This window comes from Kosakonia pseudosacchari (genome assembly GCF_900184035.1).
Lineage (GTDB): Bacteria > Pseudomonadota > Gammaproteobacteria > Enterobacterales > Enterobacteriaceae > Kosakonia > Kosakonia pseudosacchari.
Map to the genome: position 1 here is coordinate 186,394 of NZ_FXWP01000027.1, position 16,919 is coordinate 203,312.

Below are 16,919 nucleotides of genomic sequence, written 5' to 3' on the forward strand. Positions count from 1 at the left end.
ATGACTACGACTTCTGCAATTAGCTGGTATGGCAAACTGCCCAGTGCGGGCGATTTTTTACAACGCCGCTTTCCTGATGCGCTTCAGCGTCAGTGGTCCCACTGGTTCCAGGTGGGGTTGATGAACTGGCAGAAAGAAGAACAGCGGGCAAGCGACCGGCAGTTCAGCAATGCACCGATCTGGAATTTCGTTGTGCCGCCGATGCTCGGCGGGCAGCAGGTGCAAATGGGCTGCCTGCTGCCAGGGCGTGACAGCGTCGGTCGCCAGTATCCGCTGTGTGCGTTGATGGCAATTAACCCGCTGGAGTGGTCGCCGCGCCATTTAGCGAAGGCGGGCGACTGGTATGAACAACTCGGACGCACCATGCTGCATGCCGTGCGAAATGGTTTTTCGCCCGAACAGCTCGACCAGGCGCTACTCTCCATTCCGCCGGTGCAACTGGTGGAGCCGGAAACGCGCTCGGAAATTCTGGATGTGATTGGTTATGACGGCGACGGCGAATCCACCATCGGCTGGCGACAGGCCGCCGAATGTTTTGATCCGCTGCGCCAGATAAGCTTCTGGTGGACCAACCGCAGCGATGGCTACCCGCTCTATACGCATGTGCACAGCGGCAATTTTACCGGCCAGCTATTCACGCTGTTGTTTGAGCCGGCGGGTGGCGCAAGACCCGGTCGCCACGGCCTCTACCCACCGATGTTTGAAGAATAAGCAGGTTGCGGATGACTATAGAATCGTTACTCGCTCCGGTCAGCCCGGAGCAACCGTGCGGTGAGAATCTGGAGTACGACGCCGATTTCCAGGCCATGGAGCAGGCGAGCCTCGGCAAGGCCGAGCAGCAGTTTGGCAGCACCATTATTCCCGCCGAACCGGCAGACTGGACGCGGGTGGAAAAACTGGCCACCGGACTGCTGGCGCGCACCAAAGATATCCGCGTGATGATGGCATTAACCCATGCGTGGACTCGACGTCGCGGGCTGGAAGGCTATGCTGATGGTTTAATGCTGTTAGGTCAGGCGCTGGCGCTGTACTGGGATCAACTCTGGCCTGCGCTGACGGACGGCGGTGAGTTCGACCCGTTTTACCGCATTAATGCGCTGGCGGGGTTAAGCGATAAATCTTCGCTGACTACCACCTTGCGCCAGGCGACGCTTTTACGCAGCAATGGCGATGAGCTAAATGTGCGCGACGCGCAGGCGTTGCTTGACGGCAGCAAAACGGAATGTGCAGGCTATCCTGGCGGTCGGGTGCGTCTGATTGATGAACTCACGCGCGGCGGTCAGCCGGGGGTTGAAGCCATTGGTCAAATCGAAGGGCGTCTGCAAACGATCCGTACATGGCTGCTCGAACAACTGGGCGAAAGCGGGGTGCCGGAAATGGAACAGTTACTCAAAACGGTCGGGTTGATAGCCGGCGTCAGCCGCGCTAACCGCACGCAAGAGCCACAGGCGACAGAACAAACGGCGCCTGCGGATAGCGCGCCGCAACCGGTCGTCGCCGCGCCGCTGGCGGCGCATACTGACTGGCGAACCGCGCAGGTTACCACGCGTGCCGATGCGCAACTGATGCTGGAAAAAGTGAAGCAATATTTCACCCAGCATGAGCCGAGCCACCCCGCGCCGTTGATGATTGACCGCGTACAGCGGCTCATCGAACTGGACTTTATGGAGATTATTCGCGATCTGGCGCCCGATGGCGTGAATCAACTGCAAAACATCTTTGGGCGTCAGGATTGACGCGTACCGAGTTATGACGGCAGGCGTGTTGCCGATCGTCAAACCTTCACCGCGCATATTCGATGGAGAACATCATGGCAATAAGTAACAGTGGTCAGAAATTTATCGCCCGCAACCGTGCCCCCCGCGTACAGATTGAGTACGACGTGGAAGTGTACGGCGCGGAGCGCAAAATCCAGCTTCCGTTTGTGATGGGCGTAATGGCGGATCTGGTAGGGAAACCGGTGGAGAACTTACCCTCTATTGAGGATCGTAAATTCCTCGAAATCGACGTCGACAACTTCGACGAACGCATGAAAGCGCTGAAACCGCGCGTAGCGTTTAACGTCGACAACACGCTGACCGGCGAAGGCCGTCTGAACGTCGATTTAACCTTCGACAGCATGGATGATTTCCTGCCGGACGCGGTGGCGCGCAAAGTTGAGCCGCTGAACAAACTGCTGGAAGCACGCACGCAGCTCTCCAACCTGCTGACCTACATGGACGGCAAAAACGGCGCGGAAGAGTTGATTGCCAAAGTGTTGCAGGACCCAACCCTGCTGAAATCGCTCAGCCAGTTACCGAACAGTGAAGACAGTGCGCAAGGTAAAGAGGAGTAAACCATGAGCAACCCTTCTCAACAGCAAGAATTGCAGCAGGGCGCACAGGCCTTTAGCCAGGATGAATTCAGCGCGCTGCTCAGCAAAGAGTTCCGTCCGAAAACGGACCAGGCGCGTTCCGCGGTAGAAAGCGCGGTGAAAACCCTGGCGCAACAGGCGCTGGAAAACACCGTCACGTTTTCCAGTGATACCTACCGCACCATTCAGAACCTGATTGCCGGTATCGATGAAAAACTGTCGCAGCAGATTAACCAGATCATCCACCACGAAGATTTCCAGAAACTGGAAAGCGCGTGGCGCGGTCTGAGCCATCTGGTGAACAACACCGAAACCGACGAGATGCTGAAAATCCGCTTTATGAGCATCTCCAAGCAGGAACTGGGCCGTAACCTGAAACGCTTTAAAGGCGTGGGCTGGGACCAGAGCCCGCTGTTCAAAAAAATCTATGAAGAAGAGTATGGCCAGTTTGGTGGCGAGCCGTTTGGCTGCCTCGTTGGCGATTACTACTTCGACCACAGCCCGCAGGATGTCGAACTGCTGGGCGAAATGGCGCGCATCGGCGCGGCGGCGCACTGCCCGTTCATTACCGGTACTGCGCCAAGTGTAATGCAGATGGAGTCCTGGCAGGAGCTGGCGAACCCGCGCGATCTGACGAAAATCTTCCAGAACACCGAGTACGCCGCCTGGCGTTCACTGCGCGAATCTGAAGATGCCCGTTACCTTGGCCTGGTGATGCCGCGCTTCCTGTCGCGTCTGCCGTACGGTATTCGCACCAACCCGGTTGACAGCTTCGATTTCGAAGAAGAGACCGACGGCGCGAACCACAACAACTATTCGTGGGCGAACGCCGCGTATGCGATGGCAACGAACATCAACCGTTCATTCAAAGAGTACGGCTGGTGTACCTCGATTCGCGGTGTGGAATCCGGTGGTGCGGTGGAAAACCTGCCATGCCATACCTTCCCGAGCGATGACGGCGGCGTGGACATGAAGTGCCCGACCGAGATCGCCATCAGCGACCGTCGCGAAGCAGAACTGGCAAAAAACGGCTTTATGCCGCTTATCCACCGTAAAAACTCCGACTTCGCCGCGTTTATTGGCGCGCAGTCGCTGCAAAAACCGATGGAGTACCACGACGCCGACGCGACCGCTAACGCACGTCTGGCTTCGCGTCTGCCTTATCTGTTCGCCTGCTGCCGTTTTGCGCACTACCTGAAGTGCATTGTGCGCGACAAAATCGGCTCCTTCCGCGAGCGTGACGAAATGGAACGCTGGTTGAACGACTGGGTGATGAACTACGTCGATGGCGACCCGGCGAACTCCTCGCAGGAAACCAAAGCGCGTAAACCGCTGGCGGCGGCAGAAGTGCAGGTGCAGGAAATCGAAGATAACCCTGGCTACTACGCGGCGAAATTCTTCCTGCGTCCGCACTACCAGCTGGAAGGTCTGACGGTTTCTCTGCGTCTGGTATCGAAACTGCCATCGCTGAAAACCAAAGAGGCGTAAGCCAGACAGGCTGGCTTCATTAACCACAAGGATGTGACGATGCGACAGCGCATTATGTTAGCCGGTCTGTTGTTCTGTTCAGCGTTAAGCTGGGCAGAACAGGATTACACCCTGCGCGCACAGGCGTTGCCGCAGGACGATACGGCTAATTTTTTGCGCGACCCGGCGTTGCTTACCAGCCAGGATGTGAATATGTCCGGCGAGCGCTTTTTCAACGCCTGGACATCAAAAAGCAACGAGCGCGAGCGCATTAAAGCCGATCTCTATTTATTAGGCGTGCTGGATACCACGGAAGGGACTGTCTGGTGCAGTTACCGGCGGTTCAAATCCATCACGCTGCATGAAATTGTGTATAGCTACTTTCGCAGCTTGCCACCTGAGAGGCTGAAACAGGCGCGCGCGTCGAGGTTAATTATCGACGCGATGACGCAGCATCATGGTAGCTGTGAAAAAAACAAACCATCGCGCAATAAATAACGCGAGCGAATTATCTGAACGCTGATAGTGCTATTTCCGTAACGCCACGTCGTTATATTGGCGTCAGAATGTCATGAATTCTTTCTCTCAACCGAGGGAATGAGTGTTTCTGAACAGATGCATAATCTTTTCAGAATCAAACGAGGCAGAGGTAAAATATGGACGGTTTTATTCGGCCCCATGCTTACCCGTTTGCCATATAAGCGCTTTTTCGAAAGCAATATTTATCATTAACGAAGAGTAAATATTATGGCTATTGATATGTTTCTGAAGGTCGATGGAGTTACGGGTGAATCTAAAGACTCTAACCACACCGGCTGGACTGATATTACCTCCTTTACCTGGGGTGCATCCCAACCTGGGAACATGAGCGTTGGTGGTGGCGGTGGTGCCGGGAAAGTAAATTTCAACGACTTGCACGTTAATGCGCTGATCGATAAATCAGCTACGGCTATCCTGAAACATTGTGCAAGCGGCAAACACCTGAGCAAAGTCGAGCTTTCTGTCTGCAAAGCAGGCGGCCAGCAGGTTGAGTACGCGCGCATCACCCTGGAAGATGTGCTGGTCACGTCTGTTCAGTATACTGGATCCGACGATGGCGATCTGGTAGGGATTTCCTACGCGTTCCAGGCTGCGAAAGTGAAACAGCAGTACTGGGAACAGTCTTCTTCCGGCGGTAAAGGTGCCGAAACCAGCGCTGGCTGGAACATTAAGGAAAATAAAGAAGCGTAATGTTCGACAGCGATCCCGAAAGGGATCGCTCATTTAAAGGGGTTTATGCATGGCCAACCATCTCATTTCAGTGAAACGCCTATGGGAAAGCGATACATCAACTATTTCAACCTTTGAGGTTTCTGGCAGTACCATTAAAGGGTATTTTCTGGAGCGCCCAGGACCAGATACTACGGCCTCCGGACAGTTAAAACGGATTCCCGAAGGTTCTTATCGCCTCAAATGGCATACGAGTAATATTGCTTCTGTTCAGATGCATAATCCCGTTCCACTTCTTTATAATTCCGCAGTGCCGCAATCTCGCTATATTTTAATTCATAATGGTAATTATCCCTATAACACCGAAGGGTGTCTGTTAATTGGTGGTAGTAAAGGAAACAACTTTGTCGGCGGGAGTGTGACAAAATTAACAGAATTAAAAGACTTTCTGACCCAAGAGGGTATTGAAAACTTTACCCTGACGATCACTTCTTGCTATGTCAATTGTAGCAATTAGCATGGAGTCACAACGATGTTAAGAATATTTATTGCCAGCGTATTTTGTATGTTGTGGTCACTAAATGGCATCGCTTCCCAGACATTTCATCAGGGAGTTTTGCAAGCATATTGGTTACCTGTGTTTAATGATGACGGAATAAAAAAAACAGCGCAATTAAAGTACCGTTATTTTGTGATTAACAACGCTGGTAAAGTCGAAAAAACGATTAATGTCAATATTAATAATGGTGAGCGCCAATTGGAAAAATATTTCCCTCGCTTACCTTCAACGTTTAAACAATTCTCTGAAGGTCATACGGAACAATCCGGCCAGATCACTATTGATACGTTAAAAAAGCAGACCGAGTGTGATAGACCATTATTCAGCGCTAATGCCATGAGTTTTTCACCGATTTCCACTCCTTCGCCATCTGTCGACACGCTGGAGCGGGCTGCTGGATGTGAATCCTGGCCGTGGGCAGAAACTTTCATATTGAAAGAGGGTGTCAAGGATCTGCATTTGAAAAGTCAACCAGATGACGGCGCTAAGAATCTTCAGGTTATTAAATCAGCGCAGCCACTCATTAAAATGAAAACGGTGAATGAAAAATGGATTCGCGTGGCAATTCTTGATGAGAAAAATGGCGGCCCGGTACAGAAAACAGAAGGGTATATCAGGCTTAATGAACTTCAGCCGATTAACTAAAATTATTTTCCGTGAATGAAAAATTTACGTCAGCAAGGTATTTTCGGTTTTTTTACTCTGAACAACTATCTTTCAGGACATTGATATGCCGGTATTAAGGACAGGAAATAAGGGACCTCAGGTCAAAGAGTTGCAGAACTTATTAAAAGAAAAGGGCTATTCCATTAGTACAGACGGTATTTATGGTCCGCGTACTGAGAATGCAGTACGTCTTTTTCAGCAAAAAAGTGGTCTTCATGTTGACGGTATTGCCGGACGCCGAACTCTTCAGGCGCTCGGTAAAACGGTCACGGAACGCGCGCCAGCGCCACCGATTGGGGGGGCAGTTGAACGCCAGCCCTGCGCAGGGATGAATTTATCGCAGAGTGGTTTTGAAACACTCTTTGGTCTTGAAGCACAACCTAATGTGAGTTGCCATCTCCATTGGCCTACCGGAGCGAGTGGTGTAACACTGGGGCCAGGTTACGATATGAAAGAACGTACTCCGGATGAGATTAAAGCCAAATTGCTTTCTCTGGGGCTTTCTGAAGACGTTGCAGAAAAAGCTTCAGCCGCATCGGGCAAGTCTGGGACAGCGGCAGACAAATTTGCGAAAGAGAATAAATACCTCATTACACTTACACACGAGCAGGAAAAAGCATTATTACGTCTGACTGTACCGGGTTACGTAAATTCAATACGTAGACGTATCACCGTTCCATTACGTCAATATGAGTTCGATGCACTAGTATGCTTTTCCTACAATAGTGGTGGATTCCTGAATAAAGTATGTAACTTCATTAATAATGGACAAGTCAGCGATGCAATGACGCTGATAAGCCAAATTATACGAAGTGGAAACACCTATCCTGCGGGGCTCGTTGCCCGCCGCAAAACTGAAGTTAATCTTTTTTTAAACGGACAATATTGATGCGATATTCACTACTTTCGACACTTGCCTTTTTAACTATCGGGACAAGTACCGCGAATGCTGATGGGCAAAAAATACCTGACTCACTTGCTGGAAGTTGGCGCATTATATCCGCAGAACCTGATAGCCAGGCTACGGCAAAAACGCCAACGAGTCCTGATGATCCACGCTATGTAGGACGAGTTATCAATTTTGGTGCAACGTCAGCACATGTTGAATTGATGTGGGATGTGAATTGTCAACAGCCGACTTATACCACTCAACCCCCGATGACGCTCGACGAAATCATTTTTAAAACGTCCGGTGAGCGATATATAGCGCCCAAAACCCCGGTCGCGAAGGATTTTGGCTTCAAACAACCGGGAAACCTGAAAGTCACGCCGATCCTTATTCAGTGTAAGTCTGGCTATCTTTCGACTGATGGTGAGTCGATCAAAAACTGGATTGCGCTACTTTCCGCCGACAGTGCGGTGATGAATTGGTTTGATAATAGCTACGTTGTACTGCAACGCGTAAAACCTGGTGAAAAAACAAAACCCAGTTTTTCTTGTGACGGAAAAGTGAACGCTGTTGAACAAACTATTTGCAGCAGTGATGATCTTTCTTCATGGGATCTTAGCGTCGCCAACGCCTATAAAACTCGCCTATGGCAACAACAAGACACGGATGCGAAAGATACGGCTGCAATAGCGCAAATTAAAACTGAACAGCGCGACTGGCTCAATAAACGTAACCAATGCAAGAATGATGCTGAATGTATAAAAAAAAGTATGAAAGATCGTGTTGAAGCGTTAATTGAACAATTCCAGTAATGGGTGTGTTAACCGGTTGAACCGCAGCCAACAGCGGGGAGCGGATTAGGGAGTTATATGGCTATTGAAGCGGCTCAACAAAGTGTCATGAGAGTGGTTGCCGCTCTCATTATTTTCGGTGTCAGCATTGCAAATGCGACAGAGACTCCGACCTCTATTAGTGGTCAATGGCGGGTTGTTTCCGGCGAGACGGACAACTACGCCACGACTTATTTCGATACCAAAATAGACGATCCCCGTTATGTTGGCCGCATGGTTCGTTTTGATAACCACGCGGTAAGTGGCGACGCGGCGCTGAACATTGATTGCCAGCAACCCGCATACCTTCAGCAATCGCCGATGACGCTGAACGAAGCGATAGTTAAAACTTCCGGCGAACGTCGTTTCTCGCCAAAAATTCCTGTCGCAGAAGATTTCGGTTTGAACGGGCTGGGCAAGCAGAAAATTACCCCGATTGTGCTGCAATGCCAGCAAGGGCACCTGGGGCCGGATGGCGAATCCATCGGTAACTGGGTTGCTTTGTTATCTGCCGATAAGCTGCTGATGTACGGGAATGACAACAGCTATTTTGTGCTGAAACGCGTGACAACTGATGAAAAAATTACGCCCAGTTTTTCCTGTAACGCTAAGCTAAGCGCCACCGAGCAAGCGATTTGTGGCGACAACGAACTGGCGGCCTGGGATCGCAGCGTGACCGATGCCTACACCATTCAGTTGCAGCAACAGCAAGAAATTGACCCGGCGGATAAAGCCGCGTTGGCGGGCATGAAAGCGGCGCAGCGTAACTGGCTTAAAAAACGTAACCAGTGCCAGACAGATGCGGCCTGCTTAACAAAATCGATGCAACAACGGACCTTTGAATTGGTCAGTAAAATCCAGTAAAACAAGAGACTTATCCGGTGGCTGCGCCGGATTCGCGAACGTCGACCTTCTTTTCGCTTGTCTTCAAACGCAGCCGTTTTAGCTAAAGCGGCACCGTTTGAGTGCACATAACTCCAGCAGGAATACGCGATGCGATTCACTATTATTACCAGTAAACCCGGTCATCAGCCGCCACAAAGTAGCTGCGACTTTTATCCCCCGGGCGGCACCATTGGCCGCGGCACGGACAACAATCTGGTGCTGCCGGACAATGACCGTTCCATTTCACGTTTGCAGGCGATTGTTCATATTGCCGGCAATGGCGAATGCCGCGTCACCAACCGTGGCAACGTGACCCGCGTTGTACTGAATGACATCCCCCTGGAGCGTGGTCGTCAGGTTGAGCTGCAGGATGGCGATATTCTTGGCATCGATGAATACCGTATTGAAGTCACCGATCTGATTCAGGATACCCGTCCTGTCACCCGCATGGCGGAAGAGATGTATCCGAAGCCAGCGCAGCCGCAGGTGGCAAAACCGGCACCCGCACCGGCGCAGAAAAGCGCGCCAGAAGGCGCACCGGCGTCTGTGCCGACGGAAATCTGGGACAGCCTGATGCAGGAGTTTTCCATCTCCGACAGCATCTCCAGCAGCCGTGCGAAACCGCAGGACGCGCAAAATCTTAACCCGTTCGCCGCGCCGAAAGGGCCGGAACGTAACCCGGAAGATCCGCTGTCGCTGCTCAATAACAATGAACCGCTGGTAACGCCGAAATCGCTGGCCTCGGATCAGTTGTTTAACGACGAGCAGTTGTTTAAAAACGACAGCATTTTCAACGACTCCACACCTTCTGCGCTGGTGCCGCCGGTTGAACCGGCACAAAAATCGCACTCGCCGGATAGCGACGAACTCGATCCGCTGGCGCTGTTTGGCGGGAGCGGTAGCACGAAGCAAACCCGCAGTGACGATCCGCTTGGTCTGCTGAGCGGCGCGGTGCCGCTGGCGCATGCCGATGAACTGGCAGCGCAGAAACCGGCTGAACCGAAACCGATCATTACCGATCTGAACACGCCGGAGCCGCAGCCAACCACTCAGCCGATTATTACCGACCTGCGCCCGGAAGATTTAAGCTCGACGCCGCTGTTTGCCGACGACGCGCCGCTCGCCGCGCCGGAAGAGGTGCAGGAGCCGCAGGATTACGCCGGTATCACGCTGCCAACACCGCAGGCGGTACAGCGCAGCGCGGCGCAAACGCCGAAAGGGCGTCTGCGTATCGACCCGGTACAAAGTAATGGCGCCAAAAGCGCGCCGTCTGCCAGCACCGGCGACAGCGGTGATGTACTGAAAGGCGAACTGCTCGACGCGCTGCTGGAAGGCATGGGGCTTAGCGATATGCAGCCGGTGCCGCAGTTTGATAAAGAAAACATGCGCCAGTTCGGTCAGATGCTGAGCATGTTCTCACAGGGTACGGTCGCGCTGTTGTCGTCGCGTTCTATTCTCAAACGCGGTGTAAAAGCGGACATGACGATGGTGCTGGACGATGCGAACAACCCGTTCAAACTGTTGCCGTCCGGTAAAACCGTGCTGATGCAGATGTTCGGTACGCGTATGCCTGGTTTTATGCCGCCGAAAAAATCGGTGCGTGATGCGCTGATTGATTTGCAGGCGCACCAACTGGGGATGATCTCCGGTATCCGCGCGATTATCGCCGCCATGTTGCAGCAATTTAATCCGGAGCAACTGGAAGATGACGCCAAACGCGACGGCGCGACCGCGCGGCTTGGCGTGCTCTCTAACCGTAAAGCCGCGTTATGGGATTACTACGTACGTACCTACGCCCAGACGGCCGGTGAGATTGACGATGACTTCCACACCCTGTTTGGCGAAGCGTTCCTCCACGCTTACGACATGGAAGTCAACCAGTACAAAGACTCACAAAGCGGATCGGAAGAATGAATATCAGCACGGCCTCTATTTCGCGACAGGGCGAACGTGCCAGTAATCAGGATCAGACCGGGGAAACCATCGGCGAGCGCGCCGCCTGCTTTGTGGTCTGCGACGGCATCGCCGGTTTACCCGGCGGTGACGTGGCGGCGCAACTGGCGCGAAATGCCATTATCACCCGGTTCGACGGTGATGAGCACCTCAATGCCCAGTACATTCGTCAATACGTGAACGGCGCGAACCGCGCCATCCGCGAAGAGCAAAAAGCGGTGCAGGATTATCACCGTATGGGCACCACCATGGTGAGCCTGTTTATCGATCGCGATTACCAGCTCGCCTACTGGGCGCACGCGGGTGACAGCCGGTTATATCTGTTTCGTCGCGGCTGGCTTTACCACGTCACCACCGATCACAGCCTCGTCCAGCAGATGAAAGACGCCGGGCACCAGACCGAAGGCATCAACGGTAACTTGCTCTATTTCGCGCTCGGGTTGGGCGAGGATGAGCGTGAACCGAGCTACAGTGATGTAGTGCCGATTGAAGATGGCGACGCGTTTTTGCTGTGTACGGATGGTTTCTGGCACGGCGTCACCGAGGAGCAGATGCAACAGTCGCTGCACATGGTCAATACGCCCGATGAGTGGCTGACGTTGATGAATCAAATCCTGCTGAAAAACGGTGTCGGGGCGCAGACCCAGCAGGACAACTATAGCGCCGTAGCGGTGTGGATGGGCACGCCTCAGGAGACGACGCTTTTGCATACGCTCTCTGAAGCCGCGCAGTTTTTCCCTCTTCGTGATTGATACAGCTTACAAGGACTTTTATGAAACTTTGGCTACCGGGTTTGGCCCTGCTGGCAGTGTGTGGCAGCGTGCAGGCAGAAAACTACCGCATCGTGCAATCGCCTTCGCAAAAACTGGATGTCTGGATCGACAACATCGCCGATAACACGCCAAAAAGCTGGTGTGCGAAGACGCTGCCGCTGCGCATTGTCGCCAGCGGCGATAAAAAACCCTCGGTACTGAATAGCTTTTTACCGCGTCTGGGCGCGCTGCTGGAAAACCAGTGCGGCACGCTGACCCAGGTGCGCTGGAAACTGACCGACCCACAAGGCACGACGCTGGCAGAAGGCACCGCCGATAAAGCCAAAGAGTGGGACCCGGTAGTCACGTCAACCGGTGCGACTAACGCGCCCGCCACTACCCAGACTTCCGGGCTGATTGCGCCAGCCGGACGCGCCGAAGATCTTTCCCCCGCCGCTAACCGCGCGCCATGGCAGGAGTTCACCCTGCAGGATGGTTGCCATTTGCGCACCTTCTGGCAGGGCGGCGCCAGTACGCCTGCGCTGTTTATCCCTGCTAAAGAAGATGGCAAGTGTGAGAAGGGCGGCTGGCTGAACGGGCGCAGCGTGGTGACGCAACTCAGCAACGGCGTGGAAAAGAAAATCACCATGACCTTTGTGCATGGTTTCCCGGTCAGCGGTCTGAATGCCAGTGTGGATGCGGATCGCCTGTTGATCACCACCGTCAACAACGAACGTATGGTGGTCAGCGAAGGTACGCTGGCGCAGAGCTGGATGATCCTGCCGTATGTCGACAGCCTGAATGGCTGGCAGGCCAACGGCACCGTGGCGGTGGAGATCTCCCGCGATGTGGCAAATGACCAGGCGCGTTTACAGGCGCGTATTGATGAAGTGCGCAAAGCGTGGACGCCGTGGTTTGAACCGGGTACGCATCTGAACATTTTGCTGATTGACTCGCTGCACCCGCAGCTGCGCAACCCGGCGGTTGGCACCTACAAAACGGTTAATTAAGGAGCGGCGATGAACACGTTGTTTCAACAGCTGGCGGGCGAATCGTTGCAGGAAAGCCTGGCGCAGCTCGAAAGCCGTATCCGCACGCAGCCGGGCGACGCCGATCTGCGTGCCGCTTTTGCCCAATTGCTGTGCCTTGATGGTAACTGGTCGCGCGCGCTGGCGCAGTTAAAAAGCTGGCAGGCGTTAAAACCGCAGGCGCAGCCAACCGTTACGCTGCTGGAACAAGCCATTGAAGGCGAACGTCAGCGTGCGGAAGTGATGGCCGGGCGTGCACGTCCGGTTACGCCGGATCAACAATGGCCGTGGCTGGCGTCAATGGTCAGCGCGCTGGATCCGGAAGCGGTGAATGCTGGCGCGGATCGTGAAACCGCCCTGGAAATGGCCGACGCCAATCCTGGCCAGTTAACGACGCAGGACGGTCAAACCCTGAGTTTTGACTGGCTGATGGATGGCGACTGCCGCTTTGGCCCGGTCTGCGAAGCTATCGTCAATGGCCGTTATTTTTGGCTGCCGTTCAGCGCCATTTCCGCGATGCAGTTCCAGCCCCCGGCCAGCGTCACCGATTTAGTGTGGCGTCACACGCTGGTGCGCTTACAGGATGGCAGCGAACAGGTGTGCCAGATCCCGGCGCGCTACCCGCTGGATGTCAATGCCGATGACCGCTTCAAGCTGTGTCGCGTCACCGAATGGCAACAGTTGCCTGGCGATGCGCCGCACTATATCGGGCAGGGACAAAAAGTGTGGCTTAACGACAGCGCTGAATATTCGCTGCTCGATCTGGCAACCCTCAGTTTCAACGTGGAAGCCGCAGATGAGTAACTCTGCGCATGATGAAGAGAGCGACCTGCTGCGTAGCGGCTGGCGCTCACGGCGCGGGAAAGAGACCGTTGGCGCGCGCGATAAAATGCAGCCGTCGCTGCTCGATCGCCTGACGGATGACGCGCCGGATAAAGTGCAGGAGCCGGTGAACAGTAATCTGGTTTCGCACTCCGCGCTGCGCCGCCATGTGCTGCGCGATTTGCAGTGGCTTTTCAACACCATTAATAACGAAGCGCAGCAGGATCTCTCAGGTTTTGACCAGGTGCGACGTTCGGTGGTGAACTTTGGCGTGTCGCCGCTGGCGGGTAAGCGCATGTCGGATATCGAATGGCAGGATATCCAGCGCAAACTGACCGATGCGATTTTGCATTTTGAACCGCGCATTCTTCCGCAAGGATTGCAGGTGCGCTGCATCTCCGATACCCAGTCGCTGGATCTGCATAACGTCCTGTCGATTGAGATCAAAGGTCGCCTGTGGTGCGTGCCTTATCCGTTGGAGTTCCTGTTTCGTACCGATGTGGATCTGGAAAACGGCCATTTCGAGCTGAAAGACGCGGGGTAACGATGGACAGCAAATTACTCGAATATTACAACCGCGAACTGGCCTGGCTGCGCGAAATGGGCCAGGAATTCGCCGGGCGCTACCCGAAAGTTGCCGGGCGTCTGGGCATGCGCGGCATGGACGTCTCCGACCCGTATGTCGAACGCCTGATGGAAGGTTTTGCCTTTCTGACCTCGCGCGTGCAGTTAAAAATGGACGCCGAGTTCCCGCGCTTCTCCCAGCGTTTGCTGGAAATGGTCGCGCCGAATTACCTCGCGCCCACGCCGTCCATGGCGATTGCCGAACTGCAACCGGACAGCGCGAAAGGCGATTTAAGCAACGGTTTTGTGGTGCCGCGCGGCACCATGATGGACAGCCAGGTGATGAAAAAGAACGGTGTCACATGTAGCTACACCACCGCGCATGATGTCACGCTGCTGCCGCTGAAAATCAGCCAGGTGGAGCTGGGCGGCGTACCCGCCGATCTGCCGCTGGCGCAGGTTGGTTTAAGCCAGCGCGGGGCGCAAAGCGCACTGCGCATTCGCCTGAGTTGCGACGGCCCGGTTAACCTCAGCCACCTTGATTTCGACCGTCTGGAGTTCTTTTTAAGCGGCCCGGATATGCAGGCGCTGAAACTTCTCGAACTGATCATGGGTCACCAGGTCGGGATGCTGTGTCAGGCGAACGGGCAGAAAACCCCGCCGCTGGTGCTGGCCGACGATGCGCTGCGCCAGGAAGGGTTCAGCGCAGACCAGGCGCTGCTGCCGGACGATCTGCGCAACTTTGACGGCTACCGTCTGTTGCAGGAGTACTTTGCTTTTCCGTCGCGCTTCCTGTTTATCAGCCTGCATGGCTTGCGCACGATGCTGGCGCAAAGCGGCGAAGCGAAGTCCTTCGATATCATCATCCTGCTCGACAAAGCCGATGCGCAGCTTGAGCGGGTGGTGGATAAAAGCCACCTCGCGCTGCACTGCACGCCGGTGATTAATCTGTTCCCGAAAGTGGCGGAACGCCAGAAGCTGAGCGACAGCCTGCATGAGTACCATCTGGTGGTCGATAATATTCGCCCGCTGGATTACGAGATTTACGCCGTGACCAAAATTCACGCCAGCATTGATGGCCAGCGTGATGAGCAAACATTTCGCCCGTTCTGGAGTAGCTGGAGCCAGGACGAGGGCAACTACGGCGCCTACTTTTCGCTGCGCCGCGAGCAGCGCGCGTTATCAGAACATGCGCAGCGTTACGGCACGCGTACCGGCTACATCGGATCTGAAGTGTTCGCCTCGCTGGTGGATGAACAGCATGCGCCGTGGCGTGAAGAATTACGCTACATCACCGCCGAAGTGCTGTGCACCAGCCGCGATCTGCCGCTGATGTTGCAGCAGGATATCGGCCAGTTTGTGTTACCGGATTCGCTGCCGGTCAAAACCTTACAACTGCGAAAAGGCCCGACGCCGCCGCGTCCGGCGCTGGCAGAAGGGCTGAGCACCTGGCGGCTGATCAGCCAGTTGCAGATGAACTATTTAAGCCTGATGGATGGCGAAGACGGCGCGGGCGCCGCGGCGCTGCGCCAGTTGCTGGGGCTCTATACCCGGCTGGCGGAAGCGCCGGTAGCGCGTCAGATTGAAGGCGTGCGCCACTGCGTGCTCGAACCGGTACATCGTCGGGTGCCGGAACCGGGGCCGATTGTTTTCGCGCGCGGTATTGGCATCACGCTGACGGTCGATGAGCAGGCCTTCTCCGGCTTCAGCCCCTATCTGTTTGGCAGCGTACTGGAGCGTGTTTTTGCCCGTCTGGTGGGCATGAACAGCTTTACCGAGTTCACGCTTAAGAGCCAGCAGCGCGGGGAAGTGGGTTACTGGCCGCCGCGCATGGGCAAGAGGGCGCTGATATGACCGAAACGCTGAGCAGCGCGCCGGTCATTACGCGCGCCAGTGCGTTGCCGGAGGCGTTCTGGCAAAACGTGATGGCGACGCCGTGGCGTTACGATCTGTTTACGCTGCTGCGCCGCGTCGATGCGCGAGGCGGCGAGCGTTACCCGCTGGGGCGCGCGCCGCTACCGCGATTCGAACCGTTGCGCATTGGTCAAACCCCCTCGCTTGGCTTTGCGCCGTCGACGTTGTCAAGCGTGCGCCAGCGCGAAAACTCGTCGCTGTATGACGTATCGATTCTGAGTTTTGGCCTGTTTGGCCCCAACGGCCCGCTGCCGGTTCACCTGACTGAATATGCCAGCGAGCGTATCGCGCACCACCAGGATGACAGCCTGAGTGCCTTCGCCGATCTCTTTCATCACCGCCTGGCGCTGCTGTTTTATCGCGCCTGGGCTGATGCGCAGCCGACCGTTTCACTGGATCGCCAGGACAATAAACGGTTTGAGCAGTACATCGCCTCGCTGATCGGCATGGGCCAGCCCGGACAACTGGAAAAAGGCAGCTTAAGCCCGCATGCGCGCTTTGCTCTGGCCGGACATCTGACCCGCAACGGACGCGACCCGGAAGGGCTGGAGAAGATCCTGCGCAGCTATTTCAACGTGCCGGTCACCATTGTCGAAAACGTGCCGCAGTGGATGCCGCTTAGCGAACGTGAACGCGCGCGCTTACAGGGCGGGCGACACGCGCCGCGCCTCGGGCAGTCGGCGTTTCTTGGCGAAGCCGTGCGCGATGTGTGCCATAAGTTTCGCATCGAAATTGGCCCGCTTCCCGTCGATACCTACCGGCGCTTTATGCCGGGTGAAAAAGATGTTGCCGCGTTACGCGACTGGGTGCGCCAGTATCTGGGCATTGAGTACCAGTGGGCGGTGAAAGTGATTTTGCGCAGTGAAGATGTCGCCGGTGCCACGCTTGGCGGCGTCGGGCGTCTGGGTTACAGCGCCTGGCTTGGCGCTCAGCCGACGCCACAAGCGCGAGGAGATTTGGTTTTCAGCCCGGAGGGGTAACCTCCGTTGTTAGTTTCCTGGTCTGACGTACGCACACATCCTGCATGT

The 16,919-nt window shown here is 54.9% G+C and carries 18 protein-coding genes; all 18 read left to right on the forward strand.

Going from position 1 to position 16,919, the window contains the following annotated elements; genetic code table 11:
- The 18 genes from tagF (at position 1) to tssG (ending at position 16,871) form a co-directional block, all read left to right on the forward strand.
- Positions 1-711 (forward strand): type VI secretion system-associated protein TagF, encoded by a 711-nt coding sequence (tagF, locus tag BN2591_RS23475; protein ID WP_086874126.1) that lies wholly within the window; start codon positions 1-3, stop codon positions 709-711.
- Positions 712-722: 11 nt separating this feature from the next.
- Positions 723-1,736 carry a type VI secretion system protein TssA gene (gene tssA / locus BN2591_RS23480; protein ID WP_086874127.1) on the forward strand — a complete coding sequence of 338 codons (1,014 nt, stop codon included), beginning with the start codon at positions 723-725 and terminating at the stop codon, positions 1,734-1,736.
- Positions 1,737-1,810: 74 nt separating this feature from the next.
- Positions 1,811-2,335: a type VI secretion system contractile sheath small subunit gene (gene tssB, locus BN2591_RS23485; RefSeq protein WP_016495653.1), complete on the forward strand. Its 525-nt coding sequence runs from the start codon at positions 1,811-1,813 to the stop codon at positions 2,333-2,335.
- Between the two features lie 3 nt (positions 2,336-2,338).
- The gene (gene tssC, locus BN2591_RS23490; RefSeq protein WP_017457015.1) at positions 2,339-3,841 is read left to right on the forward strand and encodes a type VI secretion system contractile sheath large subunit; all 1,503 of its coding nucleotides are present in this window, start codon (positions 2,339-2,341) and stop codon (positions 3,839-3,841) included.
- Positions 3,842-3,880: 39 nt separating this feature from the next.
- Entirely contained in the window at positions 3,881-4,318 is a 438-nt protein-coding gene (locus BN2591_RS23495) for a Rap1a/Tai family immunity protein (protein ID WP_086874128.1), read from the forward strand.
- A 249-nt stretch (positions 4,319-4,567) separates the two neighbouring features.
- On the forward strand, positions 4,568-5,050 hold the full coding sequence (locus BN2591_RS23500; RefSeq protein ID WP_086874129.1) for an Hcp family type VI secretion system effector: 483 nt from the start codon (positions 4,568-4,570) through the stop codon (positions 5,048-5,050).
- Between the two features lie 49 nt (positions 5,051-5,099).
- Complete coding sequence (locus BN2591_RS23505) at positions 5,100-5,546, forward strand: DUF5675 family protein (protein WP_086874130.1); 447 nt, start codon at positions 5,100-5,102, stop codon at positions 5,544-5,546.
- Positions 5,547-5,561: 15 nt separating this feature from the next.
- Complete coding sequence (locus tag BN2591_RS23510) at positions 5,562-6,233, forward strand: hypothetical protein (protein WP_143468284.1); 672 nt, start codon at positions 5,562-5,564, stop codon at positions 6,231-6,233.
- An 85-nt stretch (positions 6,234-6,318) separates the two neighbouring features.
- A complete protein-coding gene (locus BN2591_RS23515) occupies positions 6,319-7,143 on the forward strand; it encodes a peptidoglycan-binding protein (RefSeq protein WP_086874132.1) in 825 nt (274 codons plus the stop codon).
- On the forward strand, positions 7,143-7,955 hold the full coding sequence (locus tag BN2591_RS23520) for a lysozyme inhibitor LprI family protein (protein WP_143468285.1): 813 nt from the start codon (positions 7,143-7,145) through the stop codon (positions 7,953-7,955). The genes BN2591_RS23515 and BN2591_RS23520 overlap by 1 nt, the downstream gene beginning before the upstream one ends.
- A 57-nt stretch (positions 7,956-8,012) precedes the next feature.
- A complete protein-coding gene (locus tag BN2591_RS23525) occupies positions 8,013-8,837 on the forward strand; it encodes a lysozyme inhibitor LprI family protein (protein ID WP_086874134.1) in 825 nt (274 codons plus the stop codon).
- Between the two features lie 129 nt (positions 8,838-8,966).
- A complete protein-coding gene (gene tagH / locus BN2591_RS23530; RefSeq protein WP_086874135.1) occupies positions 8,967-10,772 on the forward strand; it encodes a type VI secretion system-associated FHA domain protein TagH in 1,806 nt (601 codons plus the stop codon).
- Positions 10,769-11,563, forward strand: a complete 795-nt coding sequence (locus tag BN2591_RS23535; RefSeq protein WP_017457022.1) for a PP2C family protein-serine/threonine phosphatase — start codon at positions 10,769-10,771, stop codon at positions 11,561-11,563. The genes tagH and BN2591_RS23535 overlap by 4 nt, the downstream gene beginning before the upstream one ends.
- Before the next feature lie 20 nt (positions 11,564-11,583).
- A complete protein-coding gene (locus tag BN2591_RS23540; protein WP_086874136.1) occupies positions 11,584-12,573 on the forward strand; it encodes a hypothetical protein in 990 nt (329 codons plus the stop codon).
- Between the two features lie 9 nt (positions 12,574-12,582).
- Positions 12,583-13,395 (forward strand): type VI secretion system accessory protein TagJ, encoded by an 813-nt coding sequence (locus BN2591_RS23545; RefSeq protein WP_086874137.1) that lies wholly within the window; start codon positions 12,583-12,585, stop codon positions 13,393-13,395.
- On the forward strand, positions 13,388-13,957 hold the full coding sequence (tssE, locus tag BN2591_RS23550) for a type VI secretion system baseplate subunit TssE (protein ID WP_086874138.1): 570 nt from the start codon (positions 13,388-13,390) through the stop codon (positions 13,955-13,957). The genes BN2591_RS23545 and tssE overlap by 8 nt, the downstream gene beginning before the upstream one ends.
- A gap of 2 nt (positions 13,958-13,959) precedes the next feature.
- On the forward strand, positions 13,960-15,831 hold the full coding sequence (gene tssF, locus BN2591_RS23555) for a type VI secretion system baseplate subunit TssF (protein WP_017457026.1): 1,872 nt from the start codon (positions 13,960-13,962) through the stop codon (positions 15,829-15,831).
- Entirely contained in the window at positions 15,828-16,871 is a 1,044-nt protein-coding gene (tssG, locus tag BN2591_RS23560; RefSeq protein ID WP_086874139.1) for a type VI secretion system baseplate subunit TssG, read from the forward strand. Before tssF ends, tssG begins: the two co-directional genes overlap by 4 nt.
- Positions 16,872-16,919 lie beyond the last annotated feature (48 nt).

Coding starts and splice junctions, on each gene's coding strand:
- tssB (WP_016495653.1), top strand. CDS start 1,811: ATGGCAATAAGTAACAGTGGTCAGAAATTTATCGCCCGCAACCGTGCC.
- BN2591_RS23525 (WP_086874134.1), top strand. CDS start 8,013: ATGGCTATTGAAGCGGCTCAACAAAGTGTCATGAGAGTGGTTGCCGCT.
- tssF (WP_017457026.1), top strand. CDS start 13,960: ATGGACAGCAAATTACTCGAATATTACAACCGCGAACTGGCCTGGCTG.
- tagF (WP_086874126.1), top strand. CDS start 1: ATGACTACGACTTCTGCAATTAGCTGGTATGGCAAACTGCCCAGTGCG.
- BN2591_RS23515 (WP_086874132.1), top strand. CDS start 6,319: ATGCCGGTATTAAGGACAGGAAATAAGGGACCTCAGGTCAAAGAGTTG.
- BN2591_RS23495 (WP_086874128.1), top strand. CDS start 3,881: ATGCGACAGCGCATTATGTTAGCCGGTCTGTTGTTCTGTTCAGCGTTA.
- tssC (WP_017457015.1), top strand. CDS start 2,339: ATGAGCAACCCTTCTCAACAGCAAGAATTGCAGCAGGGCGCACAGGCC.
- BN2591_RS23500 (WP_086874129.1), top strand. CDS start 4,568: ATGGCTATTGATATGTTTCTGAAGGTCGATGGAGTTACGGGTGAATCT.
- tssG (WP_086874139.1), top strand. CDS start 15,828: ATGACCGAAACGCTGAGCAGCGCGCCGGTCATTACGCGCGCCAGTGCG.
- BN2591_RS23510 (WP_143468284.1), top strand. CDS start 5,562: ATGTTAAGAATATTTATTGCCAGCGTATTTTGTATGTTGTGGTCACTA.
- BN2591_RS23535 (WP_017457022.1), top strand. CDS start 10,769: ATGAATATCAGCACGGCCTCTATTTCGCGACAGGGCGAACGTGCCAGT.
- BN2591_RS23540 (WP_086874136.1), top strand. CDS start 11,584: ATGAAACTTTGGCTACCGGGTTTGGCCCTGCTGGCAGTGTGTGGCAGC.
- tssE (WP_086874138.1), top strand. CDS start 13,388: ATGAGTAACTCTGCGCATGATGAAGAGAGCGACCTGCTGCGTAGCGGC.
- BN2591_RS23505 (WP_086874130.1), top strand. CDS start 5,100: ATGGCCAACCATCTCATTTCAGTGAAACGCCTATGGGAAAGCGATACA.
- tssA (WP_086874127.1), top strand. CDS start 723: ATGACTATAGAATCGTTACTCGCTCCGGTCAGCCCGGAGCAACCGTGC.
- BN2591_RS23545 (WP_086874137.1), top strand. CDS start 12,583: ATGAACACGTTGTTTCAACAGCTGGCGGGCGAATCGTTGCAGGAAAGC.
- BN2591_RS23520 (WP_143468285.1), top strand. CDS start 7,143: ATGCGATATTCACTACTTTCGACACTTGCCTTTTTAACTATCGGGACA.
- tagH (WP_086874135.1), top strand. CDS start 8,967: ATGCGATTCACTATTATTACCAGTAAACCCGGTCATCAGCCGCCACAA.